We start from the raw sequence: 19,961 nt of genomic DNA, 5'->3' as shown, positions 1-19,961 counted from the left end.
GGGACCAAGGGACCGCGAACGCTTCCTGACAGGTTCCCCACATTCGCCGCCCACGATGGGGCGGCATGACCCGTTCACGCATCCCCCGCCCGGCGGGGGCCGCCGCCGTCCTCGCCTCAGTGCTGCTGCTGGCCGGCTGCGGCGGCTCCTCCTCCCCGGCCGGTGACACCGCCGCCGGCAAGGACGACGTCGCCTCGCTGCAGACCGCGTCCGCACCCGCCGCCGGGGACACCTCCCCTACCGCAGCGGCCCCTTCCACGGACCCCGACCAGGGCCGGCCACAGCTGCGCCTGGACATGACCGACGCCGAGACGCAGGTCTACTGGGAGGGCTACTGGAAGTGCCTGAAAGAGCACGGGCACAAGATGATCCTCGGGCGCGGCCCCTACTCCGTCGACCAGAACGACAACAGCCCCACCGCCAAGGCCGCGGAGAAGGCCTGTGCCGGGAAGATGCCCCTCCAGCCGCCCGAGACCGAGCGCGAGACCAACCCGGACTTCGACGAGGACTACCGCGACTACGTCGCGTGCCTCAACGACGGGGGCCTGCACGTCACGGCACTGCCCGGCAACACCGGATGGACGTACGCCGGCGAGAACACCCTGAGCCCGGAGAAGGCGGCGAACCTGGATCTGCACTGCAAGGTGGAGGCTTTCGGTGGCAAGAACAGCTGAGCACCGCCTTCCCGCCCGCCGCCGGCGCCGGCTCACGGTGGCCCTGGCGGTGCTGCTGACCGCCGGCACGGCCGGCGCGGGCACCGTCGCCTGGAACGCGCGGTCCGGCAGTCACGAGGCGGCGCCCGAGCAGCCGGTCCGCGTCCACACCACCAAGGTGGCCAGGGCCGACCTGTCCACCAGCCGCACCCTGCCCGGCACGCTCGGCTACGGCCTGCCGCACACCCTCAAGGGCAGCGGCGCGGGCATCGTGACCCGGCTGCCCGCGCCGGGCGCCACCACGGTCCGGGGCAAGCCCCTGTACTGGGTGGACGACCGTCCCGTCCCCGTCCTCCTCGGGGACACCCCGTTCTTCCGGGCACTGGACAAGCCGGGGCTGCGCGGCCACGACGTCACCGTGCTCGCCGGCAACCTGCGAGCCCTGGGGTACGACACCGGCAACACCGGCGAGCCGGCCGCCGGCCGCTCGTCCCGTCACGAGGCACAGGGCGACGAGTTCACGCCCGCCCTCAGCGACGCGCTGCGGCGGTGGCAGCGCGACACGGGGCAGAAGGCGACCGGCACGCTCACGCCCGGCCAAGCCGTGGTCCTGCCGCGACCGGTGCGCGTGAACACCGTCACCGCCGCACTGGGGGACCCCGTCGCGGGGGAACTGCTGACGTACACGTCCACGGCCACGTCGGTGTCGGTCACCGTGGACGCCACCGACGTGGGCGGTGTCCGCACCGGCCAGGCCGTCACCGTCACGCTGCCCGACGACCGGAGGATCCCCGCCACGGTCACCGCGGTCTCGCGCGTGGTCCAGGGCGGCTCCGCCGACGAGCAGCAGGCGCAGACCGGCCCCGCCACGGTCGCCGTCACCGTCACGCCGCTGCGGCCCGCGGACGTGAAGGCGCTGGACTCAGCCTCCGTGCAGGTCCTCTTCACCAGCACCGAGCGCAAGGGCGTCCTCACCGTGCCCGTCACCGCGCTCGTCGCGCTCCGCGAGGGCGGGTACGCGGTGCAGCGGCCCGGGGGTGCGCTGGCCGCGGTGGAGACCGGGATGTTCTCCGACGGCCTGGTCGAGATCAGCGGGCCGGGCGTGAGCGAGGGCATGACCGTGGTGACGGCGTCATGAGCCGGCCCCCCGCAGCGCCCGTGCTCCTCGTGCACGAGGTGAGCAAGGCCTACCCCGGCGGCGTCACGGCCCTGGACCGGGTGTCGCTCACCGTCGGGGAAGGGGAGTTGCTGGCCATCCTCGGCCCGTCGGGGTCCGGCAAGTCCACGCTGCTGCACATCATGGGCACCCTGGACCGGCCGACCTCCGGCACCGTCGAGATCGCCGGGCACGCCGTCTCCGGGCTGGACGACGGCCGGCTGTCCGCGCTGCGCGCCCGGCTGCTCGGCTTCGTCTTCCAGCACTTCCACCTCACCGACGGCCTCGACGCGACGGAGAACGTCGCCACCGGCCTGCTGTACGCGGGCGTCCCGCGCCGGCTGCGGCGCCCGCGCGCCGAGGAGGCGCTGGCCCGGGTGGGCCTGGCGCACCGCACCCGCCATCTGCCGCACCAGTTGTCCGGCGGCGAAAGGCAGCGCGTCGCCATCGCCCGCGCGCTGGTCAACGAGCCCGCGCTGGTGCTCGCCGACGAGCCGACCGGGGCCCTGGACAGCAGGAACGGGCAGGCGGTGCTGGACCTGCTGACCGCGCTCAACCGGGAGGGCACCACCATCGCGGTCATCACCCACGACCGGGACGTCGCCGCCCGGCTGCCGCGCCGGGTCGAGCTGCGCGACGGCCGGGTGTCCTCCGACACCGCCCGCACCCCCGCCGGGAGCCCCGCGTGAACCAGCGCATCAGACTCGCCCCCCTGGACGTCCTGCGGCTCGGCCTGCTGGGCCTGCGCACCCGCAGGACCCGGGCCGCGCTGTCCGCGCTGGGCATCGCGATCGGCATCGCGACGCTCGTCGTGGTCACCGGCATCCCCGCCTCCAGCCAGCGGGCGCTGATGGACGAACTGTCCGCGCTGGGCACCAACATGCTGCGCGCGCAGCCGCCGCCGTCGGGCAGCGGACCGGAGGCCCGGCTCCCCGAGGCCGCCGACGCCATGGCCGCCCGCATCGGTCCCGTCACCAGCGCGACCGCGGTCGCCAACACCCATGCGACGGTGCGGCGTTCCGACCTTGCCGATCCCAACGACTCGATCGGGATGAGCGTCCTGGCCGCCAGGACCGACCTGCTGGGCACGATCGGCGGCAGCGTGCGGTCGGGGCGGTTCCTCAGCCCCGCCACCGAGCGCTTCCCGACCGCCGTACTGGGCCACCGCGCCGCGTCCCGGCTGGGCTTCGACCGGATCGTCCCGGGCAGCGAGCCGCTGGTGTCCATCGACGGCCACGCGTTCACCGTGATCGGCGTGCTCCGGCCGATGCCGCTGACGCCCGAGCTGGAGACCTCCGTCCTGGTCGGCTGGGACGCGGCCCGCTCCACGCTCGGCTTCGACGGCCATCCGACGGTGATCTACGTGAAGGCGGTCGAGTCGCGCATCGAGGCGGTGCGCGACGTGCTGCCCGCCGCCGTCAACCCCGAACTGCCCGGCCTGGTGCAGGTCAGCCGCCCCTCGGACGCGCTGGCCGCCAAGCGCGCCACGCAGCACACCTTCTCGGCCCTCTTCCTGGGTCTGGCAGGGGTCGCCCTGCTGGTCGGCGGGATCGGCGTGGCCAACACCATGGTGGTCTCGGTGCTGGAGCGGCGCCGGGAGATCGGACTGCGCCGGGCCCTGGGCGCCAACCGGCGCCAGATCCGCGGGCAGTTCCTCACGGAGTCCGTCGCCCTGTCCGTCCTGGGCGGGCTGACCGGCACCGTACTGGGCGCTGCGGCGACGGCCGGCTACGCGCTCTCCCGTTCATGGCCGCCGGTCCTGCCGCCGCTCGCGCTCGCCGCGGGCGTGCTCGGCGCGGTCGTCGTGGGCGCGGCCGCCGGCGTCTACCCCGCGGTGCGCGCCTCGCGGCTGCCCCCGACGGAGGCCCTGGCGGCGGTGTGACGCGACCCCGGGGGCGGGCGACGACAGCCCGCCCCCGGGGCGGGGGGCGGGATATCGTCGGGCCGAGGCGAGAGGAATCCGACATGCCCTCCTACACCATCGGCCAGGCAGCCCGGCTGCTCGGCGTCAGCCCCGACACCGCGCGCCGGTGGGCCGACGCCGGCCGGGTCACCACGCACCGCGACGAGGGCGGCCGCCGGCTCATCGACGGCCGCGACCTCGCCGCGTTCTCGGTGGAGCTCGCCCGCACCGGGGGAGGCGGCGAGGAGGAGGTGTCGCACACCTCGGTCCGCAACGCCTTCCCCGGCATCGTCATCGCCGTGAAGCTCGGCGACGTCGCGGCCCAGGTGGAGATCCAGGCCGGCCCGCACCGGCTGGTCTCCCTGCTCACCCGGGAGGCCGTGGAGGAACTCGGCCTGGAGGTCGGCATGGAGGCCACCGCCCGCGTGAAGTCCACCAGCGTGCACATCGACCGGGTCTGACCCCGCCGGCCCGCCTCCCCCCGGCCCGTCTTCCGCCGGCCGTTCCCCCGCCGGCCCTTCTCAGGACGCGCTGCCCGCCGACGCGGAGGTCGAGTACGAGTGCGCGCCGGTCCCGGCCAGCGCCCCGCCGTCGACGATCAGGTACTCGTCGCGGATCGGCCTGCCGTCCAGCCAGGACTCCAGGATCTCCCGGGTGCCGGCGGCGTAACGGGCCTGCGCCGAGAGCGAGGAGCCGGAGATGTGCGGGGTCATGCCGTGGTGCGGCATGGTCCGCCAGGGGTGGTCGGCCGGGGCGGGTTGCGGGTACCAGACGTCGCCCGCGTAGCCGGCCAACCGGCCGCTGCGCAGCGCCCGGTCGATGGCGTCCCGGTCGGCGATCCGGGCCCGCGCGGTGTTGATCAGGTACGCGCCGCGCTTCATGGTGCCGATCAGCTCGTCCCCGAACAGGCCCTCGGTCTCCGGGTGCAGCGGCGCGTTGATGGTGACCACGTCGCAGTGCGGCACCATCGAGGCGGTGTCGGCGTGCCAGGTCAGGCCGAGCTCGCGCTCGGTCTCCTCCGGGAGCCGGTGCCGGTCGGTGTAGTGCAGCTTCACGTCGAAGGGCGCCAGCCGGCGCAGCACCGCGAGCCCGATCCGGCCGGCCGCGACCGTGCCGACGTGCATGCCCTCCAGGTCGTAGCTGCGGGCCACGCAGTCGGCGATGTTCCAGCCCCCGTCCAGCACGACCTTGTGGGAGGGCAGGTAGTTGCGCACCAGGGACAGCGTCATCATCACCACGTGCTCGGCGACGCTGATGCTGTTGCAGTACGTCACCTCGGCCACAGTCACCCCGTGCGCGATCGCCGCGTCCAGGTCCACGTGGTCCGAGCCGATGCCCGCGGTGACCGCCAGCTTGAGGTTCTTGGCGGCGGCGATCCGCTCGGGGGTGAGGTAGGCGGGCCAGAAGGGCTGCGAGATCACGACGTCGGCGTCCGGCAGTTCGCGGTCGAAGACCGACCCGTCGCCGTCCTTGTCGGAGGTGACCACCAGCGTGTGGCCGCGGCTCTCCAGGAAGCGGCGCAGGCCGAGTTCGCCGGTGACGCTGCCGAGCAGCTGCCCCGGGGTGAAGTCGGTGTCCTGCGGGGTGGGCGTGGTCTGGCCGCCGGGGTAGTGGTCGATGCGGGGCAGGTCGTCGCGGGCGTACGTGGTCGGGTATCCGTCGGTCGGGTCGTCGTACAGGACGCACAGCACCTTGGCCATGATCGCGGCTCCTCAATACCGTTACCGGAAGGTGCCTTTCACGATCCTCGCCGGAGAATCCGCAGGTCAAAGCGATTGTGGCTATGCCGGGATAGCCCGCGCCTATCACCGGCGCTCAGCGCCGTCCGAGGTGGCTGCGCAGCAGTTCGTCCAGCGCGTCCCGCACGCCCGCCTCGCGGGCCACCTCCAGCAGCGCCCCGCCGAGGACCGACCCCGGCTCGTGGTCCGCGACGACCAGCCCCACCCGCGGTCCCCGCGCCGGACCCCGCAGCGGCACCACCCGCATGCCGTCGGGCACCCCGAACATGTGCAGCCATGCGTGCGAGATGACACTCGACCAGCGGCCGCCCACCAGGTGCGCGTACAGGCCCGCCACCGTGTCCGACTCCACCGCCGGGACCGCCGTCACGCCCTCGGCGGCGAAACAGCCGTCGATGATCCGCCGGTTGCGCATCCGCGGCGACAGCAGGCACAGCGGCAGGGCCGCGACCTGCGCCCAGCTCACCTCCTGCGCCGGGTCCGGTCCGGGGCCGGGTCCGGGACCGGGACCGGGCGCGCCGTCCGCGGGCGTCAGCAGGACGTAACGCTCCTCGTACAGCGGGAACTTCCGCACGTGGACAAGGGTGTCGTCATCCAGGTACGTCATCGCCACGTCGAGCTCGAAGTCGGCCAGCCGGCGCGTGATGTCCCCCGAGGACAGCGACTCCAGGCTCACCCGCGCCCGCGGGTGCCGCGTGCAGAACGGCGTGGTCAGCAGCGACGCGGCGGTCAGCGCGGTGGGGACCGCGCCCATCCGCAGCGTGCCGCTCAACCCGCCCCGCATCTCCGACAGTTCCTGCCGCAGCGCGTCCCGCTCCGCCAGGATGCGGTGCCCCCAGGCCAGCACCCGTTCGCCCTCGGGCGTCAGGCCCTCGAAGCGGCGGCCGCGCATGACGATCGGCACCCCGAGCTCGTGCTCCAGTTTCCGTATCGCCGCGGACAGCGAGGGCTGCGAGACGTAGCAGGCCTCCGCGGCGCGCGCGAAGTGCCGTTCACGGGCGAGCGCGACCAGGTACTCCAGTTGACGAAGCAGCATGCCGCGGAGCCTACGGATCCGGCGGCTCCAGGACTCCCCCCGCGACGGCTCCTGAACCGGCGGCATAGCATCCGCGGCATGGGGAGAACACGGATCACACTGGTCAGCGGCGCGGCGGGGGTGGCGGCGGTGGCACTGGCCGCGGGCGGCTACGTGCTGGGGGCGTCGCAGGACAGCGCCGCCGAGGAGCGCACGGCGTCCTGCGCCGACGCGCGCAAGGCGTTCACGACGCTCACCGCGCAGGTGCGTAAGGCACAGCACGAAGGGAACGAGGACTCCGGCATCGACTCCAGCCGGTGGTACTCCTTCGAGGCGGCCCGCACACGCATCCTTGCCACCTCGGTCGCGCAGAACCCCACCTGCTTCGACGCCGTCACGCGCGCCACGGCGGCCGTCGTCCTGGACGGCCCGAAGGACGGGGCCGAGGGGGAGTGGGACGTCGCTCTGTGCGCGCCCACGGGGACCAAGGACGACGAGTGCCTCGTCACCGAATGAGCCGCCGGGCCTGCCGGGCGGCCGCCCCGCCCCGGGTCTCGCCCTGCGGCGGGGCGCGAGGAGGGGTAAAGAAGTAGAAGGGGGAGAACGAGGGGACGCCCGGGGAAGAGGGTGGTGCTGATGTGCCGGTGGCTGGCCTACACGGGCACGCCGATGCTGCTCGACAACCTTCTGTACAAGCCCCAGCACTCTCTGATCGACCAGAGCCTGCACTCCCGCATGGGCGTCGAGACGACCAACGGCGACGGCTTCGGCATCGGCTGGTACTCCCCCGGGCTGGAGACACCGGCGATCATCCGCGACACCGGCCCGGCCTGGAACAACCGCAATCTGCGGGAGATCGCGCACCACGTCACCTCGCCGACCTTCTTCGCCCATGTGCGGGCCTCCACGGGCAGCGCGATCCAGCAGACCAACTGCCACCCCTTCCGGCTGGGCCGCTGGCTGTGGATGCACAACGGCGCGATCACCGACTTCCACCGGCTGCGCCGCGACCTGTCGCTCGCCATCGACCCCGTGCTGTTCTCACGCCTGGAGGGGTCCACCGACTCCGAGGTGATGTTCCTGCTCGCCCTCAGCCTCGGCCTGGACCAGGACGCGCCGAACGCCGTCGCCCGCATGGTGGGCCTGGTGGAACGGGTCGGCCACGAGCACGGGGTGGAGTTCCCGGTGCAGATGACCGTGGCGGTGACCGACGGCGAACGGCTGTGGGCGTTCCGCTACTCCAGCGAGGGCAGTTCGCGCTCGCTGTTCTACAGCAGCCGCGTGAAGTCCCTGGAGGAGCTGCACCCCGACCTCTGGTGGCTCCAGGACGTCTCCCCGTCGACCCGGCTGGTGGTCTCCGAACCCCTGGGCGACCTGCCGGACGCCTGGCACGAGATGCCCGAGAGCACGTACAACGTCGTGCAGCCGGGCCGCGACGAGCTGCTGCCCTTCACGCCGCTGCCCGTCGACCCGCGCGACACCGCCCCCGTGTGATGCACACCCCCGGGTACGCGACGAGGTCCCGGACGCCGTCGCGGCGCCGCCCGGGACCCCTGGTCACCGCTCGTCGAACCGCCCGAGCACGGGCTTGACGTCCACCACGGGCGTGCCGTCCAGCGCCTCCAGCCGGCGCACCCGCACGCGCAAGCCCTCGATCTCCGCGATCTCCACGCGGTGCAGCCCCAGCGGATTCGGCCGGTCCGGCGACCGTGTGCCGAACACCCCGGTCAGCGGCCGGTCCGGCTCGCCGCGCGGCCGCACCTCCAGCACGTCCCGGCGCGCCCGGTCCAGCCAGGTGAGCACCAGCACCTCCATGCCGGCCCGCAGCCCGCGCAGCCCCTCCGCCACCGCCGGCTCGAACACCAGCCACGCCTCCGGCGCCCCCTCGTCCGCCTGCTTCGGCGCGTCCCGCCTGTGCCTCAGCGACGACTCCACCCGCCCGACGGGCCGCAGGACGTACTCCGCCCCGTCCCGGCCGGACGCGGGCCCGGTCACTCCCCGCCGCGGGCGGCCGCCGCGGCGGCGACCATCTCGGTGACGGCGGTCTCCGTCGTGAACTTGTCGATGCCGAGGGAGGTGAGGGGGCCGGTGCCGTCCTCGAGTTCGAGGAGGGCGAGCAGGATGTGCTCGGTGCCGATGTAGTTGTGGCCGAGGCGCAGGGCCTGGCGGAAGGTGAGTTCGAGGGCCTTGCGGGAGCGGAGGTCGTAGGGGACGACCTCGGGGACCTGGCCGGCGGCGGGAGGCAGGGCGGCGGCGAGGTGTTCGCGGACGGCGGGGAGGGCGTGGCCCTGCGCGGTGAAGACGCGGGCGGCGATGCCCTCGGGCTCGGCGAGCAGGCCGAGGGCGAGGTGCTCGGGGGTGACCTCGGCGTTGCCCGCGGTGCGGGCCTCGGTGTGGGCGGCCATGACGGTGTTGCGCGCGCGGGGGGTGAAGCGGCTGAAGCCCTGGCTGGGGTCGAGGTCGGGGACGAAGCGCTTCTGGGCGGCCTGCTTGGTGACACCCATGCTCTTGCCGATGTCGGTCCAGGAGGCGCCGGAGCGGCGGGCCTGGTCGACGAAGTGGCCGATGAGGTGGTCGGCCACCTCGCCGAGGTGCTCCGCGGCGAGGACCGCGTCGGAGAGCTGGTCGAGCGCGTCGGGGTGGGCCTTCTTGATGGCCTCGATGAGGTCGTCGAGCCGGATGGGTTGCGTCATGCGTCAACGTTAGGTTGACGCATGCGAGACCGTCAACCCGAAGTTGACGATTCGCGCCTCAGGGCGCGGTGAACAGCGAGGGGAAGCGCGGCGCGAGCCACGGCTTGCGGCCCCAGGCGAGGATCTTGCCGCGGGCGACGGCACCCGTGGCGGTGCGGCGGCCGAGCGCGATGAGCAGGAACGTCACGGGCTCGGCGACGATCGTCACATCGGGGCGGCCCTGGAGCTCGGGCGTGACCTCCGCGGCGCCGTCGGTGAAGGTGACGGCGAAGCGCGAACCGCCGCGGACCCGCAGGTCGTAGCGGGCGGTGTGGCCGGCGGCCGCGGCGCTGAGGACGCGGGGCATGGCGGCCATGACGAACGGCACGGTCGCCTCCACGGCCGCCGTGTCGATCATGTGCGGGCGGCGCAGCGCGGCGGCGATGTCCCAGCCGTGCCCGAGCATGTGGGCCACCAGGTACGACCCGAGGGTGGCCAGGTCCATCGGCCCGAGCGGGGTGACCACGGGCTGCTCCCCCGGGCGGCCGGCCGCCGCGTCGGTGAACGCCCGGGCATGGCGCACGATGCCCTCGGCCAGTACGGCCGGGTCGCGCTCGGGGAACGCCTGGAGCGAGGCCGCGTTGGCGGCCGCGAGGCTGCCCGCCGTGCCGTCGCCGTAGGGCCGCTCGTGGCCCTCGGCGAGCTCCGCCATCAGTTCGTTGGCCATCACCAGGTGCGCCGCCGCCTCGCCCACCGTCCACTGCGCCCCGGGGATGCGCACGGACGGGTCCGCGCAGGGGCGGAGCAGTTCGGCGATCCGCTCGGCGGTGGCGTGGACGGCTGCGGTGACCTGCGGCGGGGCGGACGTCATGGAGGAGAAGAGTGGCCGAGGCGGGTACGTCTGTAAAGACCCGTGACGCGCCGCGGACCCGGCCCCGCCCCTGGTGAGGGGCGTGGGCCGGGTCCGGAAGGCGGGCGGAAGGGCCGGGCTCAGACCAGTCGCCTGCGGCCCCGCAGGACGATGACCGCGACGACGGCGGCGGTGAGGGCGAACAGGATGCCCGCGCCCAGCCACTGCATCGGCGACAGCTGCGAGATGGGCAGGTACTCCGTCGACCAGCCGACCACGTCCGCCTTGCGCAGGCAGACCTCGACGGCCTTCTCGTTCGCCTCCTTGGCGCACGTGCCCCAGCCCATCAGCTTGCCGGAGCCGGTGACGAAGTTGGAGTCGATCTCGTACGCGCCGGCCGGCAGCCCGGGAGACTGGCCCGGCAGACCCGCGGCGTGGTGGGTGGACACGGTGACCGAGGTGCCCAGCTGCAGCCGGGTCATGCCCCAGACGACCTCCGTGAAGACCGCGAAGAAGAAGGTCACCACCATCGCCGTCAGCGTGCGCCGCAGCAGCATGCCGATCAGGACACCCACCGCGACGAGGAACAGGGTCAGCGCCACCGGCACCGGACCGGTGGTGTCGAAGTAGGTGCTGTCGGTCCAGCCGGCCTGGCTCTTCGCCGGCTCCCACCACCAGGCGTACGCGACCGAGAGCAGCGTCGTGCCGATCACCAGGAGGAGCCCGGTGATGACGAGCTTGTTGGCGATCCACCGCACCCGGCTCACGGACTGGGCGGCGATCAGCTTCGCGGTGCCGTTCTCCAGGTCCGGGGCGAGCAGCGGGGCACCGACGAAGACGGCGAGAAGGATGGGGATGAAACTGAGGGCCAGACCGGCCTGGCTCAGTTGCTGGGAGTAGGCGTTGAAACCCTGGGCCCAGTCGTCGGACTTCAGGTGGGGCCAGCCGTACTGTGCGAGGTAGTCCGTCAGGGCGGACCGCCGCCAGGCGATACCGGCCACTCCGACCACGGTCAGGGCGATCAGGGTCCAGTACGCCGCCCGGTGCTGCCGCCACACCAGCCAGGTCATGCCGCTCAGATGCGGGCGCCGGGTCCCCCCGGCCGGGGCGGCGACGGGGGTCGTGGAATCGGTCATGGTGCTCATGCCGCCACCGCCACCCGGGCCGTGGGGCTGATCAGCGCAGGTGCCCCGGGGTTGCGCAGGTAGGCGAGCAGGAGTTCCTCCAGGTTCGGGGTGTCCGTCTCCCACGGGGCCCCGACGGGACCGTCGGGGCGTATGAGGGCGGTGAACTGCCGCCCGCTGACCCGGGACTCGACGAGGGTGTGGCGCTCCAGGCCGGCCGGCAGACCCGGCCCGCCGTCGGCGACACCGGTCAGCAGGGTGTGGGCGGTCAGCAGCTCGTCCACGTCGCCCGCGAGCCGGAGGCCACCGCCGGCGATGACCATGAGGTAGTCGCAGATGCTGCCCAGCTCGGCGAGCATGTGCGAGGACATGAGGACGGTCGTGCCGTGCTCGGCGACCTCGGCCATCAGCAGGCTCATCATCTCGTGGCGCACGAGCGGGTCGAGATCGGACAGCGGCTCGTCCAGCAGCAGCAGGTCAGGGCGCTTGCCGAACGCGACGGCGAAGGCGACACGGGTGCGCTGGCCGCCCGAGAGGGTGCCGATCCGCGCGTTGAGGGGCACATTGCCGGAACGCACGATGCCTTCGGCGGCCGCCTGGTCCCAGCCGGGGTTCAGCTCGCGGCCCATACGCAGCGTCTCGGCCACGGTGAAGCGCCGGTACAGCGGCTTCTCCTGGGCGAGGAAGGCGACCCGGCGGCCGGCCTCCGCCGACTCCGGGGCCGCGCCGAACACCCGCACCGTGCCCTCGGTCGGCGCCAGCAGATTGGCGGCGATGCTCATCATCGTCGTCTTGCCCGCTCCGTTGGGCCCCACCAGACCGCAGATCCGGCCGGCCGGCAGCCGGAAGGAGCAGTCCTGCAGCGCCCAGCCGCGCCGGTACTTCTTCCCGACGCCGAAGGCCTCGATCGCGGACTCCTCCGGGGGTCCCGGAAGATCCATGCCCTCATTCATCCGTGCTTCCCGCTTTCCGTGTTCCCGTGCGTTCCCGTGTCCGCGGCGGTCGCCAAGTGGCCGGCGTACCGCTGCTCCATCACCGACGTGACCAGGGCGACCACGTCGTCGCGCTCCAGGCCGGCGGCCTGCGCCCGGAGCATCCACGCGTCCAACTCGCCACGCAGCGGCGAGTCCGGCCCGGCCTGCGGGCGGGCCAGCGACCGGCGGACGAACGTCCCCAGTCCGGGCCGGGGCTCGACGAGCCCCTCCCGCTCCAGCTCGCGATAGGCCTTCAGCGTCGTGTTGGGGTTGACCGCGCTGCTCTCCGCGACCTCTTTGGCGGTCGGCAGCCGGTCCCCCGGCACCAGCACGCCCAGCCGCAGCGCCTGCTTGGTCTGCTGGACGATCTGCTGGTAGGCGGCGACGCCGCTCCGCCGGTCGATGCGGAACTCCACGTTCCCAGCACCACCATTCCACTACTTGATTAGTGGAACGATGATGCTCCGAGGCCCTCGGTGGTGTCAAGCAGGGACCCGGAGCCGGTCCGGGGACGCAAAAAAGAGCGCCCCCCGGCAGTGGCACTGCCGGGGGCACTCTTCACGGGCACTTCTTGTGGGCGCTGTGGCGCGCGACCTCAGTAGGCCGAGTTGACGTTGTCGATCGAACCGTAGCGGTGCGCCGCGTAGTTGCAGGCGGCGGTGATGTTCGCGACCGGGTCGTAGATGTTGTTCGAGGTTCCGGACACGTGGTACGTCCTGAACGTCGGGTCGATGACCTGCATGAGGCCCTTCGACGGGATGCCCTTGGCGGCGTTGCTGTCCCAGTTGTTGATGGCCTGGGGGTTGCCGGAGGACTCGCGCATCAGGTTCTTGTAGATGCCGTTGTACGTGCCCGGGATGCCGTTCTTGTGCATGATCTCCAGGCTCTGGTTGATCCAGGCGTTGACGGAGCCGGAGCCGGAGTACGTCGTAGCGGCGGAAGCGGTGGGTGCCATCGCCACACCACCGGCGACGACGGCGGCGCTGGCAGCGACGACGCCGAGGGAGATCTTCTTGGCCTTGGCGGCGGAGGCGAACTTCGTCATGGCGGAGATCTGCATTCGTTTGGTTCCTTTTCCGTGGGGTACGCCATGAATTGTTGGCCGAATTCCAACCGGGGGTCAATGCCCCCTATTACTACCGCGATTAGTAGGCGCCTCCGGGTCCAAAGTCCCGCCGCCCAGTCGCCGGAAGGGGATTCGGGGCCGGCGACTACTAAGCGGCCAGGATTGTGGCGCACGCCATATCTGCCACGTCACACGCAAACCCCCACAAACCCCCCATCGCGTGACCGGCGCCACGTGGCCCCGGTCACGAATTTCCGGCCCATGTTGCGCTGCGCTCCCGCACGATTGCGCTGCGTGGTCACGCTCGGAGGCGGGTGGCGCACGAACGGGGGCCGTCACCCCCTCGTGGACGTGGGCGAACGCGCCGAGGGCCGCCGTCCGGGCCTTGACGCAGCCGGACGACGACCCTGCGGGGCGCCCCCTCACGCGCGCACCCGTGCCCGCGCGGGCGCGGCGGAAAGGGGAAGCGCGGGACCCGGGCGGAGAGAGCGCCGGATTTCCCTTTCCGTGCGGGCCCGACTTTCCACCCGAGGCGCGAGGACTTTCCACTCCGGGTGCCGGGACTTTCTCCCTTTCGCGCATTCCCGCTTTATTACTTTCCGCCTCACGGCGGCCGGGCCTTTCGCCATCGCACCGGCGGGACCTTGGTCCCATTCCGGCGAGGACTTTTCTCCGCGGACCCTTACGAGAACGGGGTCGCGGTGCCGACGACCACGGTGGCGTGCAATTCCGCGGATGCCGCGACGCGCGCACGGAGACCGGCCCGGGTGACGGCGTCGACCGCGGCCGCGGCCTGCCGCTCCCCGGTCTCGAAGAGGAGGTGGCCGCCCGGGGCCAGCCAGTCGGGGGCGCGAGCGGTGACCCGGCGGAGGATGTCGAGGCCGTCGTGGCCGCCGTCGAGGGCGGTACGCGGTTCGTGGTCGCGGGCCTCGGCGGGCAGGAGGCCGACCGCGTCGGTCGGGACGTACGGGGCGTTGGCGACCAGCACGTCGACGCGGCCGCGCAGTTCCGCGGGCAACGGCTCGTAGAGATCGCCCTCGCGCACGACGCCCCCCGCGGCGGCGAGGTTCCGCCGGGCGCAGGCGACCGCGGCGGGGTCGATGTCGACGGCGTACAGCAGCGGCCGTTCCACCTCGGCGGCCAGCGCGGCGCCCACCGCGCCCGAGCCGCAGCACAGGTCGACGACGACCGCGCCGGCGCGGGCCAGGCGGGCCGCCTCGCCGGCGAGGAACTCGGTACGGCGCCGCGGCACGAAGACACCGGGGTCGACGGCGATGCGCAGGCCGCGGAACTCGGCCCAGCCAAGGACCTGTTCGAGGGGGAGGCCGGCCGCGCGGCGCTCGACCATGACGGCGAGTTCGGCGGGGGTCCCGGCCGAGGAAAGGAGCAGCCGCGCCTCGTCCTCGGCGAAGACGCAGCCGGCGGCGCGCAGCGCGGCGACGACTGCCTGCCGGTCAGGCAAGACGGGTTCGGGTTCGGAAAGAGGAGGCAATGCGGGCATGAGGGCCTTTCGGGATGCCGAAGGGCGCTCTCGCGGTCTCCTACGCCGGGATGGCAGCGGGGCCGTACGAGGGGAGCACCCAACCTGACATGGCGGTAATGGGTCTCACCTCCTCGGTCCGTCCACTGCTGGCGCGGCCACGTTACCCGAGCCGCCGCGCCCCGCACACCCCAGGGCGGCGACGGCCGCCCGGGGGTCGTCGGCGTGGAAGCGCAGCACGCGGGCCCGGGCGGGGGCGCCCAGCGGGCGCAGGAAGGTGACCGGTTCGGTCAGCTCGACGGTCACGGTGGTCTGCCCGCCGACGATCAGGTCGGCCGCGCCGTCCTCGGTGAGCGTCACCAGCCGTCCGTCGGGGAAGCGCCGGTCGACACGCGCCGCCGCTATGTGCCCGGCGGGCACGCGGATGTCGACGAGCGCGCCGTACCGCACGCGCAGCGAGCCGTCCGCCTCGACGACGTGCGGGCGGACCACGCAGGCCGCGTGCAGCGCCAGGACGAAGAAGCAGCCCCACAGGTCGAGGACGAGCGTGACGGCGTGCACGGCGGGCCAGGGGATGACCAGCGCCAGCAGCACGGTCTCGACGACGGAGACGAAGAGCATGCCGTAGACGGTCGCCGTCTGCGCCCCGGTGTACGGGACCGGGGTCGCGCCCTTGCCCACGCCGTGCCGCGGCCGCCGCGCGATCCAGCGCAGCAGGCTTGCCGCCAGGGCCAGTTCATGGCGCACCAGCCGTCGCACGGGCACCGGCACCGCGTCCCGTACGGCCGTCCGCAGCGCCGCCCGGCGCGACAGACCCCGACGCCGCGCCGCGCGGTGGGCCCGCACCAGGCGCGGCAGCCGCCACACGGCCACAGCGGCCAGGCAGAGCTCCGTGCCCCGGAGCACCGGCGGCGGCACCGGCACCCCGGCCAGCAGGCATGCGGCGAGCACGGCCTCGGCGCAGAGCAGCAGGCCCAGTGCCCAGCCCCGAGCGCGCCTCATCGGGCACGCTCCCGCATCAGCCGGATCGCCTGCCGTACGGCCTCGGCCTGGGCGGGGGCGTGGTCGTCGAGGAACGCGGCGACGAAGCCGTCCTGCCCGGCGGCCTCCACCACGTCGTCCTCGCCGGTGCCGGCCATCGCGGCGACGATCTCGTCCGGTACGGCGTCGGCGATGGCCCGCGCGGCCTCGCCGACCCGGGGGTCGTCGACGGGGGCCCCGGCCAGTTCGTCCATCAGCGCGTAGACCGCGTACGCGCGGCGCATCGCGTCGGGGCCGGTGTCCATGGAGCGCAGCAGGCCGGTCAGCCAGCCCCGGGTCTGCGGGGTGGCCGCCGTTTCGAGAAGGGCGAGCAGTTCGCGTTCCCTGGCCGCCATCGCGGGTTCGGGTCCGGGCAGGTCCGCGGTGACGCGGGCCATGTCGGCGAAGAGCGCGGCGAGTTCGGGGGAGACGGGCCCCTCCGCGGGCAGCCCGCCGGTGCCGGCCTGGCGCAGCAGTTCCGCCAGGCGCGCGCGGCGGTCGCGGATGGCCTCCTCCTGGCGGGCGAGGTCGGCGTCGAGTTCGGCGAGGACCTCCGCCAGGTCCTTGCCGGCGTCGTCGGCGAGCACGTCCCCGATCTCCTCCAGGCCGAGGCCGAGTTCGGCCAGCCGCCGGACGCGGGCGAGCTCGACGGCGTCGCGCAGCCCGTAGTCGCGGTAACCGTTGACGCGGCGTGCGGGTTCGGGCAGCAGCCCGATGCGGTGGTAGTGCCGGACCGTGCGGGTGCTGACCCCGGCGAGGGCGGCGAGTTCTCCGATGCGCATGGGGCCAGTAGAGACCTTGACGTTGCGGCAAGGTCAAGGCCGGCGCGGCCACAGCGGGGCGTACAGGGGAAACCCTACGGAAACCGGGCCGGTGGACGGGCGACCCGATTTCCGTAGGGTTCCCGTCTCGGTCCGGGCAAACGCCCCTCAAGCAGCGGTAAAGATCTTTCTCCCCCGCTGTCCGGCGACGGCGGACCTGCAATAGCTTCGGCGGGTCACCCGTCATCACCCGTACGCAGCCGCAGCACAGGGGCGGTCTACGCGTGTCGATATGACATGCGCATGACCGCACTCGACATCGCATCTCGACGGCTGCCCAGGACCCGCGCCACCCGCGCCACCCGCACCGCGCCGTGACACCCCCACTCCCGGCACTCGACGGAGGCACCTCGTGCACCTCTCCACGCACCGACTGAGACGATCGGTCGCCGCGGCCCTGCCCGCGCTCGCCCTGGCCGTCAGCGGCCTGCTGGCCGCGGGTCCCGCGGCCCAGGCCGCCGCGCCCCACACCCCCCACAGCTCGGCCCGCGACGTCCAGAACGCCCGGGCCCTCCAGTCCCCGCAGGCCCAGGCGGTGCACTCCACCGGCACGGCGGGCTCCCACGTGCCGACGAAGCACCTGTGCGCCGCCCCCGCGGCCGGCCACGTCAGCTGCCTCGCCCAGCGCCGTACCGACATCGCGATGAAGCGCGACGACACGCTGTCGCCCCAGGCCACCCCGTCCGGCCTGGGCCCGGCCAACCTGCACAGCGCCTACAACCTGCCGTCGACCGGCGGCGCCGGCCTCACCGTGGCCATCGTCGACGCCTACGACGACCCCAACGCCGCCACCGACCTGTCCACCTACCGCTCCCAGTACGGGCTGTCGGCCTGCACGACCGCCAACGGCTGCTTCAAGAAGGTCGGCCAGACCGGCAGCACCACCAACCTGCCCAGCCCCGACAGCGGTTGGGCGGGTGAGATAGCCCTCGACCTCGACATGGTCAGCGCCGCCTGCCCGAGCTGCAACATCCTGCTGGTCGAGGCGGACTCCGCGAGCATGGAGGACCTCGGCGCGGCCGTGAACGAGGCCGTCGCGCTCGGCGCGAAGTTCGTCTCCAACAGCTACGGTGGCGACGAGGAGTCGGCCGACCCGTCGTACGACAGCGCCTACTTCAACCACCCGGGCGTCGCCATCACCGTCTCCGCCGGCGACTCCGGCTACGGCGCCGAGTACCCGGCGGCCTCCCGCTACGTGACCGCCGTCGGCGGCACCTCGCTGAGCACGTCGTCGACCACCCGCGGCTGGACCGAGAAGGTCTGGGGCACCACCTCGGGCGGCGACGGCACCGGCTCGGGCTGCTCCGCGTACGACACCAAGCCCACCTGGCAGACCGACACCGGCTGCGCCAAGCGCACCGTCGCCGACGTCTCCGCGGTGGCCGACCCCGCCACCGGTGTCGCGGTGTACGACACCTACGGCGGCTCCGGCTGGGCGGTCTACGGCGGCACCAGCGCCTCCTCCCCGCTCATCGCGGGCGTGTACGCCCTGGGCGGCGCCCCGGCCGCGGGCAGCAACCCGGCGTCGTACCCCTACGCCCACACCGCCAACCTCTACGACGTGACGACCGGCGCCAACGGCAGCTGCTCCAGCTCCTACCTGTGCACCGCCAAGGCCGGCTACGACGGCCCGACCGGCCTCGGCACCCCGAACGGCGTCACCGCCTTCAAGAACGGCACCAGCAGCGGCAACACGGTCACCGTCACCAACCCGGGCAGCCAGAGCGGCACCGTCGGCACCGCCCGCAGCCTGCAGATCTCGGCCACCGACAGCGCGGGCGCCGCGCTCACCTACAGCGCGAGCGGCCTGCCCGCCGGGCTGTCCGTCAACGCCTCGACCGGCCTGATCTCCGGCACCCCGACCGCCGCCGGCACCTACCAGACCACCGTCACCGCCGCCGACTCCACCGGCGCCTCCGGCTCGGCCTCCTTCGGCTGGACGATCACGCCGGCCGGCGGCGGCACCTGCACGGCCTCCCAGCTGCTGGCCAACCCCGGCTTCGAGTCCGGCGCCACCAGCTGGACCGCCTCCAGCGGTGTCATCACCAGTGACACCGGCGAGGCCGCGCACGGCGGCTCGTACAAGGCATGGCTGGACGGCTACGGCTCCACGCACACCGACACGCTCTCCCAGTCGGTGACCGTCCCGAGCGGCTGCCGGGCCACCCTCACCTTCTGGCTGCACATCGACACCGCCGAGACCACCACGACCTCGGCCTACGACAAGCTCACCGTCACGGCCGGGTCCACCACCCTGGCCACGTACTCCAACCTCAACAAGGCCACCGGATACGTCCAGAAGAGCTTCGACCTGTCCTCCTTCGCGGGCTCCACCGTCGCCCTGAAGTTCGGCGGCACCGAGGACTCCTCCCTGCAGACGAGTTTCGTGATCGACGACACCGCCCTGACCACGGGCTGAGCCCCTTCCTCCGCGCGTGGGGTCCCGGTCGCCGTGAGGCGGCCGGGACCCTTTTACGTCCGGGACACGTCACAGTGAAAAGGAGGCTCACCCATGCACCGACCGCACCGACCGCACCGACCGCACCGACCGCACCGACCGCACCGACCGACTGTCATCGCCGCGGCGGCCGTCGCGGCACTCGTGCTCACCGCCTGCGGCAGCGGCGGCGGCGACCGGCCGGGCGGCGGCCCGGCCACCGGCGTGAAGCCGTGCCCCACCCGGCTCGACCTCACCGCCGCCGACACCGGCCGCACCCTCTGCGTGGGCACCGGCGCCACGGTCCGCGTCACGCTCGACGGCAGCGCCGACCGCCCCTGGTCCCCCGTCACGCTCAAGGGCGGCGCCCTGCGGGCCGGCAACGCGGGCATCGGCGCCCCCCGCGGCGACACCCTCGCCGCCTACCAGGCCATCGCCCCCGGCACGGCCCGCCTCACCGCCACCCAGCCGCTGTGCGCCCAGCCCACCGCCCCGGACCAGGTGGCCTGCCTCGGGTTGCGGGAATGGACCGTCACCGTACGGGTCGCACAGGGCTGAACACGCCTGCCCCGCACAATGGTTGTACGTATCCCTGCATCGAATCGGGCACAGTACGGCCAGCGCCCGACGAAGCCGTGGTAACGGATCGGCATGGGCGCCATATGCGGTGGCTCGCTGTCATAAGCATGACGTAGCGTTTCCCCTTGCCGCCGACGACGGCGCGCCGGAGCACCTTCACGGACGCCCGCGCCCCGCGGCGCACCCACACCTCGCCGGAAGACTTCCGGATTCCACGCCTGCCTGGGGGGAACCAGCTTGCGCACCCGCCACATCGCCAGCGGGACGGCTCTGTCCGTCCTGCTCGCCACCGCATCCCTGCTCGGTGTCACGGCCACGCCGGCTGCCGCCACCGACGGCGGGACCGCCGTCCCGCCGGTGACCTCGTTCAGCCTGGAGGACCAGGCCCTCGCCGCCACCACTCTCACGGTGAACGCCCCGGCCACCGCCCTCCCCGGCACCGAGGTCACCGTCACCGGCACCCTCGGCTCGA

General features: G+C 73.3%; 22 protein-coding genes. 10 read left to right on the top strand and 12 right to left on the bottom strand.

What is annotated here, in order from left to right:
• The first annotated feature begins 65 nt into the window (after positions 1–65).
• From ACFWVC_RS09090 to ACFWVC_RS09070, 5 genes are all read left to right on the top strand, one after another.
• Positions 66–674, top strand: a complete 609-nt coding sequence (locus ACFWVC_RS09090; RefSeq protein ID WP_384280775.1) for a hypothetical protein — start codon at positions 66–68, stop codon at positions 672–674.
• Positions 658–1,791 carry a hypothetical protein gene (locus tag ACFWVC_RS09085; RefSeq protein WP_384280773.1) on the top strand — a complete coding sequence of 378 codons (1,134 nt, stop codon included), beginning with the start codon at positions 658–660 and terminating at the stop codon, positions 1,789–1,791. Before ACFWVC_RS09090 ends, ACFWVC_RS09085 begins: the two co-directional genes overlap by 17 nt.
• Positions 1,788–2,498, top strand: coding sequence for an ABC transporter ATP-binding protein (locus ACFWVC_RS09080; RefSeq protein ID WP_384280771.1), 711 nt, complete (start codon positions 1,788–1,790; stop codon positions 2,496–2,498). Before ACFWVC_RS09085 ends, ACFWVC_RS09080 begins: the two co-directional genes overlap by 4 nt.
• Positions 2,495–3,691 (top strand): ABC transporter permease, encoded by a 1,197-nt coding sequence (locus ACFWVC_RS09075; RefSeq protein WP_384280769.1) that lies wholly within the window; start codon positions 2,495–2,497, stop codon positions 3,689–3,691. The genes ACFWVC_RS09080 and ACFWVC_RS09075 overlap by 4 nt, the downstream gene beginning before the upstream one ends.
• Before the next feature lie 83 nt (positions 3,692–3,774).
• Complete coding sequence (locus ACFWVC_RS09070) at positions 3,775–4,173, top strand: molybdopterin-binding protein (RefSeq protein ID WP_384280767.1); 399 nt, start codon at positions 3,775–3,777, stop codon at positions 4,171–4,173.
• Between the two features lie 60 nt (positions 4,174–4,233).
• Here ACFWVC_RS09070 and ACFWVC_RS09065 read toward each other — a convergent pair whose 3' ends face one another.
• Both ACFWVC_RS09065 and ACFWVC_RS09060 read right to left on the bottom strand, forming a co-directional pair.
• Positions 4,234–5,412 (bottom strand): NAD-dependent formate dehydrogenase, encoded by a 1,179-nt coding sequence (locus ACFWVC_RS09065; protein ID WP_384280765.1) that lies wholly within the window; start codon positions 5,410–5,412, stop codon positions 4,234–4,236.
• Between the two features lie 115 nt (positions 5,413–5,527).
• Positions 5,528–6,487, bottom strand: coding sequence for a LysR substrate-binding domain-containing protein (locus tag ACFWVC_RS09060; RefSeq protein ID WP_384280763.1), 960 nt, complete (start codon positions 6,485–6,487; stop codon positions 5,528–5,530).
• Between the two features lie 78 nt (positions 6,488–6,565).
• On the opposite strand from ACFWVC_RS09060, the gene ACFWVC_RS09055 reads away from it, so the two are divergent.
• Both ACFWVC_RS09055 and ACFWVC_RS09050 read left to right on the top strand, forming a co-directional pair.
• Positions 6,566–6,982 (top strand): hypothetical protein, encoded by a 417-nt coding sequence (locus tag ACFWVC_RS09055; RefSeq protein WP_384280761.1) that lies wholly within the window; start codon positions 6,566–6,568, stop codon positions 6,980–6,982.
• Positions 6,983–7,102: 120 nt separating this feature from the next.
• On the top strand, positions 7,103–7,960 hold the full coding sequence (locus ACFWVC_RS09050) for a class II glutamine amidotransferase (RefSeq protein WP_384280759.1): 858 nt from the start codon (positions 7,103–7,105) through the stop codon (positions 7,958–7,960).
• Between the two features lie 63 nt (positions 7,961–8,023).
• On the opposite strand, the gene tsaA is transcribed toward ACFWVC_RS09050, so the two are convergent.
• The 10 genes from tsaA to ACFWVC_RS09000 all read right to left on the bottom strand — a co-directional run bounded on the left by tsaA (position 8,024) and on the right by ACFWVC_RS09000 (position 16,434).
• Positions 8,024–8,461, bottom strand: coding sequence for a tRNA (N6-threonylcarbamoyladenosine(37)-N6)-methyltransferase TrmO (gene tsaA, locus ACFWVC_RS09045; protein WP_384280758.1), 438 nt, complete (start codon positions 8,459–8,461; stop codon positions 8,024–8,026).
• Positions 8,458–9,159: a Clp protease N-terminal domain-containing protein gene (locus tag ACFWVC_RS09040; RefSeq protein ID WP_384280756.1), complete on the bottom strand. Its 702-nt coding sequence runs from the start codon at positions 9,157–9,159 to the stop codon at positions 8,458–8,460. Before ACFWVC_RS09040 ends, tsaA begins: the two co-directional genes overlap by 4 nt.
• 58 nt (positions 9,160–9,217) lie before the next feature.
• Positions 9,218–10,009: a maleylpyruvate isomerase family mycothiol-dependent enzyme gene (locus ACFWVC_RS09035; RefSeq protein WP_384280751.1), complete on the bottom strand. Its 792-nt coding sequence runs from the start codon at positions 10,007–10,009 to the stop codon at positions 9,218–9,220.
• Positions 10,010–10,128: 119 nt separating this feature from the next.
• A complete protein-coding gene (locus tag ACFWVC_RS09030) occupies positions 10,129–11,133 on the bottom strand; it encodes an ABC transporter permease subunit (protein ID WP_384280749.1) in 1,005 nt (334 codons plus the stop codon).
• Complete coding sequence (locus ACFWVC_RS09025) at positions 11,130–12,053, bottom strand: ATP-binding cassette domain-containing protein (RefSeq protein ID WP_384280745.1); 924 nt, start codon at positions 12,051–12,053, stop codon at positions 11,130–11,132. The genes ACFWVC_RS09030 and ACFWVC_RS09025 overlap by 4 nt, the downstream gene beginning before the upstream one ends.
• An 8-nt stretch (positions 12,054–12,061) precedes the next feature.
• Positions 12,062–12,502 carry a GntR family transcriptional regulator gene (locus ACFWVC_RS09020; RefSeq protein ID WP_384280741.1) on the bottom strand — a complete coding sequence of 147 codons (441 nt, stop codon included), beginning with the start codon at positions 12,500–12,502 and terminating at the stop codon, positions 12,062–12,064.
• 179 nt (positions 12,503–12,681) lie between these two features.
• Positions 12,682–13,146: a transglycosylase SLT domain-containing protein gene (locus tag ACFWVC_RS09015; protein ID WP_384280735.1), complete on the bottom strand. Its 465-nt coding sequence runs from the start codon at positions 13,144–13,146 to the stop codon at positions 12,682–12,684.
• Between the two features lie 688 nt (positions 13,147–13,834).
• Positions 13,835–14,653 (bottom strand): putative protein N(5)-glutamine methyltransferase, encoded by an 819-nt coding sequence (locus tag ACFWVC_RS09010; protein ID WP_384280730.1) that lies wholly within the window; start codon positions 14,651–14,653, stop codon positions 13,835–13,837.
• Positions 14,654–14,758: 105 nt separating this feature from the next.
• Positions 14,759–15,634 carry a hypothetical protein gene (locus ACFWVC_RS09005; RefSeq protein ID WP_384280726.1) on the bottom strand — a complete coding sequence of 292 codons (876 nt, stop codon included), beginning with the start codon at positions 15,632–15,634 and terminating at the stop codon, positions 14,759–14,761.
• Positions 15,631–16,434, bottom strand: coding sequence for a MerR family transcriptional regulator (locus ACFWVC_RS09000; RefSeq protein ID WP_384280721.1), 804 nt, complete (start codon positions 16,432–16,434; stop codon positions 15,631–15,633). The genes ACFWVC_RS09005 and ACFWVC_RS09000 overlap by 4 nt, the downstream gene beginning before the upstream one ends.
• Positions 16,435–16,825: 391 nt before the next feature.
• On the opposite strand from ACFWVC_RS09000, the gene ACFWVC_RS08995 reads away from it, so the two are divergent.
• From ACFWVC_RS08995 to ACFWVC_RS08985, 3 genes are all read left to right on the top strand, one after another.
• Positions 16,826–18,892 carry a putative Ig domain-containing protein gene (locus ACFWVC_RS08995; RefSeq protein ID WP_384280718.1) on the top strand — a complete coding sequence of 689 codons (2,067 nt, stop codon included), beginning with the start codon at positions 16,826–16,828 and terminating at the stop codon, positions 18,890–18,892.
• Between the two features lie 93 nt (positions 18,893–18,985).
• Positions 18,986–19,468 carry a hypothetical protein gene (locus tag ACFWVC_RS08990; RefSeq protein WP_384280716.1) on the top strand — a complete coding sequence of 161 codons (483 nt, stop codon included), beginning with the start codon at positions 18,986–18,988 and terminating at the stop codon, positions 19,466–19,468.
• A gap of 258 nt (positions 19,469–19,726) precedes the next feature.
• Positions 19,727–19,961: hypothetical protein (locus ACFWVC_RS08985; RefSeq protein WP_384280714.1), on the top strand; the 235-nt coding region annotated here is incomplete at its 3' end.

This window comes from Streptomyces sp. NPDC058691 (assembly GCF_042714775.1).
GTDB lineage: Bacteria > Actinomycetota > Actinomycetes > Streptomycetales > Streptomycetaceae > Actinacidiphila.
Note: the sequence above shows the minus strand (reverse complement) of the source record. Positions and strands in the feature narration are given on the sequence as shown.

Bases quoted from the DNA above. Each gene is read 5' to 3' on its own strand.
- ACFWVC_RS09055 (WP_384280761.1), top strand. From the start codon at position 6,566: ATGGGGAGAACACGGATCACACTGGTCAGCGGCGCGGCGGGGGTGGCG.
- ACFWVC_RS09025 (WP_384280745.1), bottom strand. From the start codon at position 12,053: ATGGATCTTCCGGGACCCCCGGAGGAGTCCGCGATCGAGGCCTTCGGC.
- ACFWVC_RS09035 (WP_384280751.1), bottom strand. From the start codon at position 10,009: ATGACGTCCGCCCCGCCGCAGGTCACCGCAGCCGTCCACGCCACCGCC.
- ACFWVC_RS09090 (WP_384280775.1), top strand. From the start codon at position 66: ATGACCCGTTCACGCATCCCCCGCCCGGCGGGGGCCGCCGCCGTCCTC.
- ACFWVC_RS09065 (WP_384280765.1), bottom strand. From the start codon at position 5,412: ATGGCCAAGGTGCTGTGCGTCCTGTACGACGACCCGACCGACGGATAC.
- ACFWVC_RS09030 (WP_384280749.1), bottom strand. From the start codon at position 11,133: ATGAGCACCATGACCGATTCCACGACCCCCGTCGCCGCCCCGGCCGGG.
- ACFWVC_RS09080 (WP_384280771.1), top strand. From the start codon at position 1,788: ATGAGCCGGCCCCCCGCAGCGCCCGTGCTCCTCGTGCACGAGGTGAGC.
- ACFWVC_RS09070 (WP_384280767.1), top strand. From the start codon at position 3,775: ATGCCCTCCTACACCATCGGCCAGGCAGCCCGGCTGCTCGGCGTCAGC.
- ACFWVC_RS09040 (WP_384280756.1), bottom strand. From the start codon at position 9,159: ATGACGCAACCCATCCGGCTCGACGACCTCATCGAGGCCATCAAGAAG.
- ACFWVC_RS09005 (WP_384280726.1), bottom strand. From the start codon at position 15,634: ATGAGGCGCGCTCGGGGCTGGGCACTGGGCCTGCTGCTCTGCGCCGAG.
- ACFWVC_RS08990 (WP_384280716.1), top strand. From the start codon at position 18,986: ATGCACCGACCGCACCGACCGCACCGACCGCACCGACCGCACCGACCG.
- ACFWVC_RS09060 (WP_384280763.1), bottom strand. From the start codon at position 6,487: ATGCTGCTTCGTCAACTGGAGTACCTGGTCGCGCTCGCCCGTGAACGG.
- ACFWVC_RS09010 (WP_384280730.1), bottom strand. From the start codon at position 14,653: ATGCCCGCATTGCCTCCTCTTTCCGAACCCGAACCCGTCTTGCCTGAC.
- ACFWVC_RS09000 (WP_384280721.1), bottom strand. From the start codon at position 16,434: ATGCGCATCGGAGAACTCGCCGCCCTCGCCGGGGTCAGCACCCGCACG.
- ACFWVC_RS09050 (WP_384280759.1), top strand. From the start codon at position 7,103: ATGTGCCGGTGGCTGGCCTACACGGGCACGCCGATGCTGCTCGACAAC.
- ACFWVC_RS09015 (WP_384280735.1), bottom strand. From the start codon at position 13,146: ATGCAGATCTCCGCCATGACGAAGTTCGCCTCCGCCGCCAAGGCCAAG.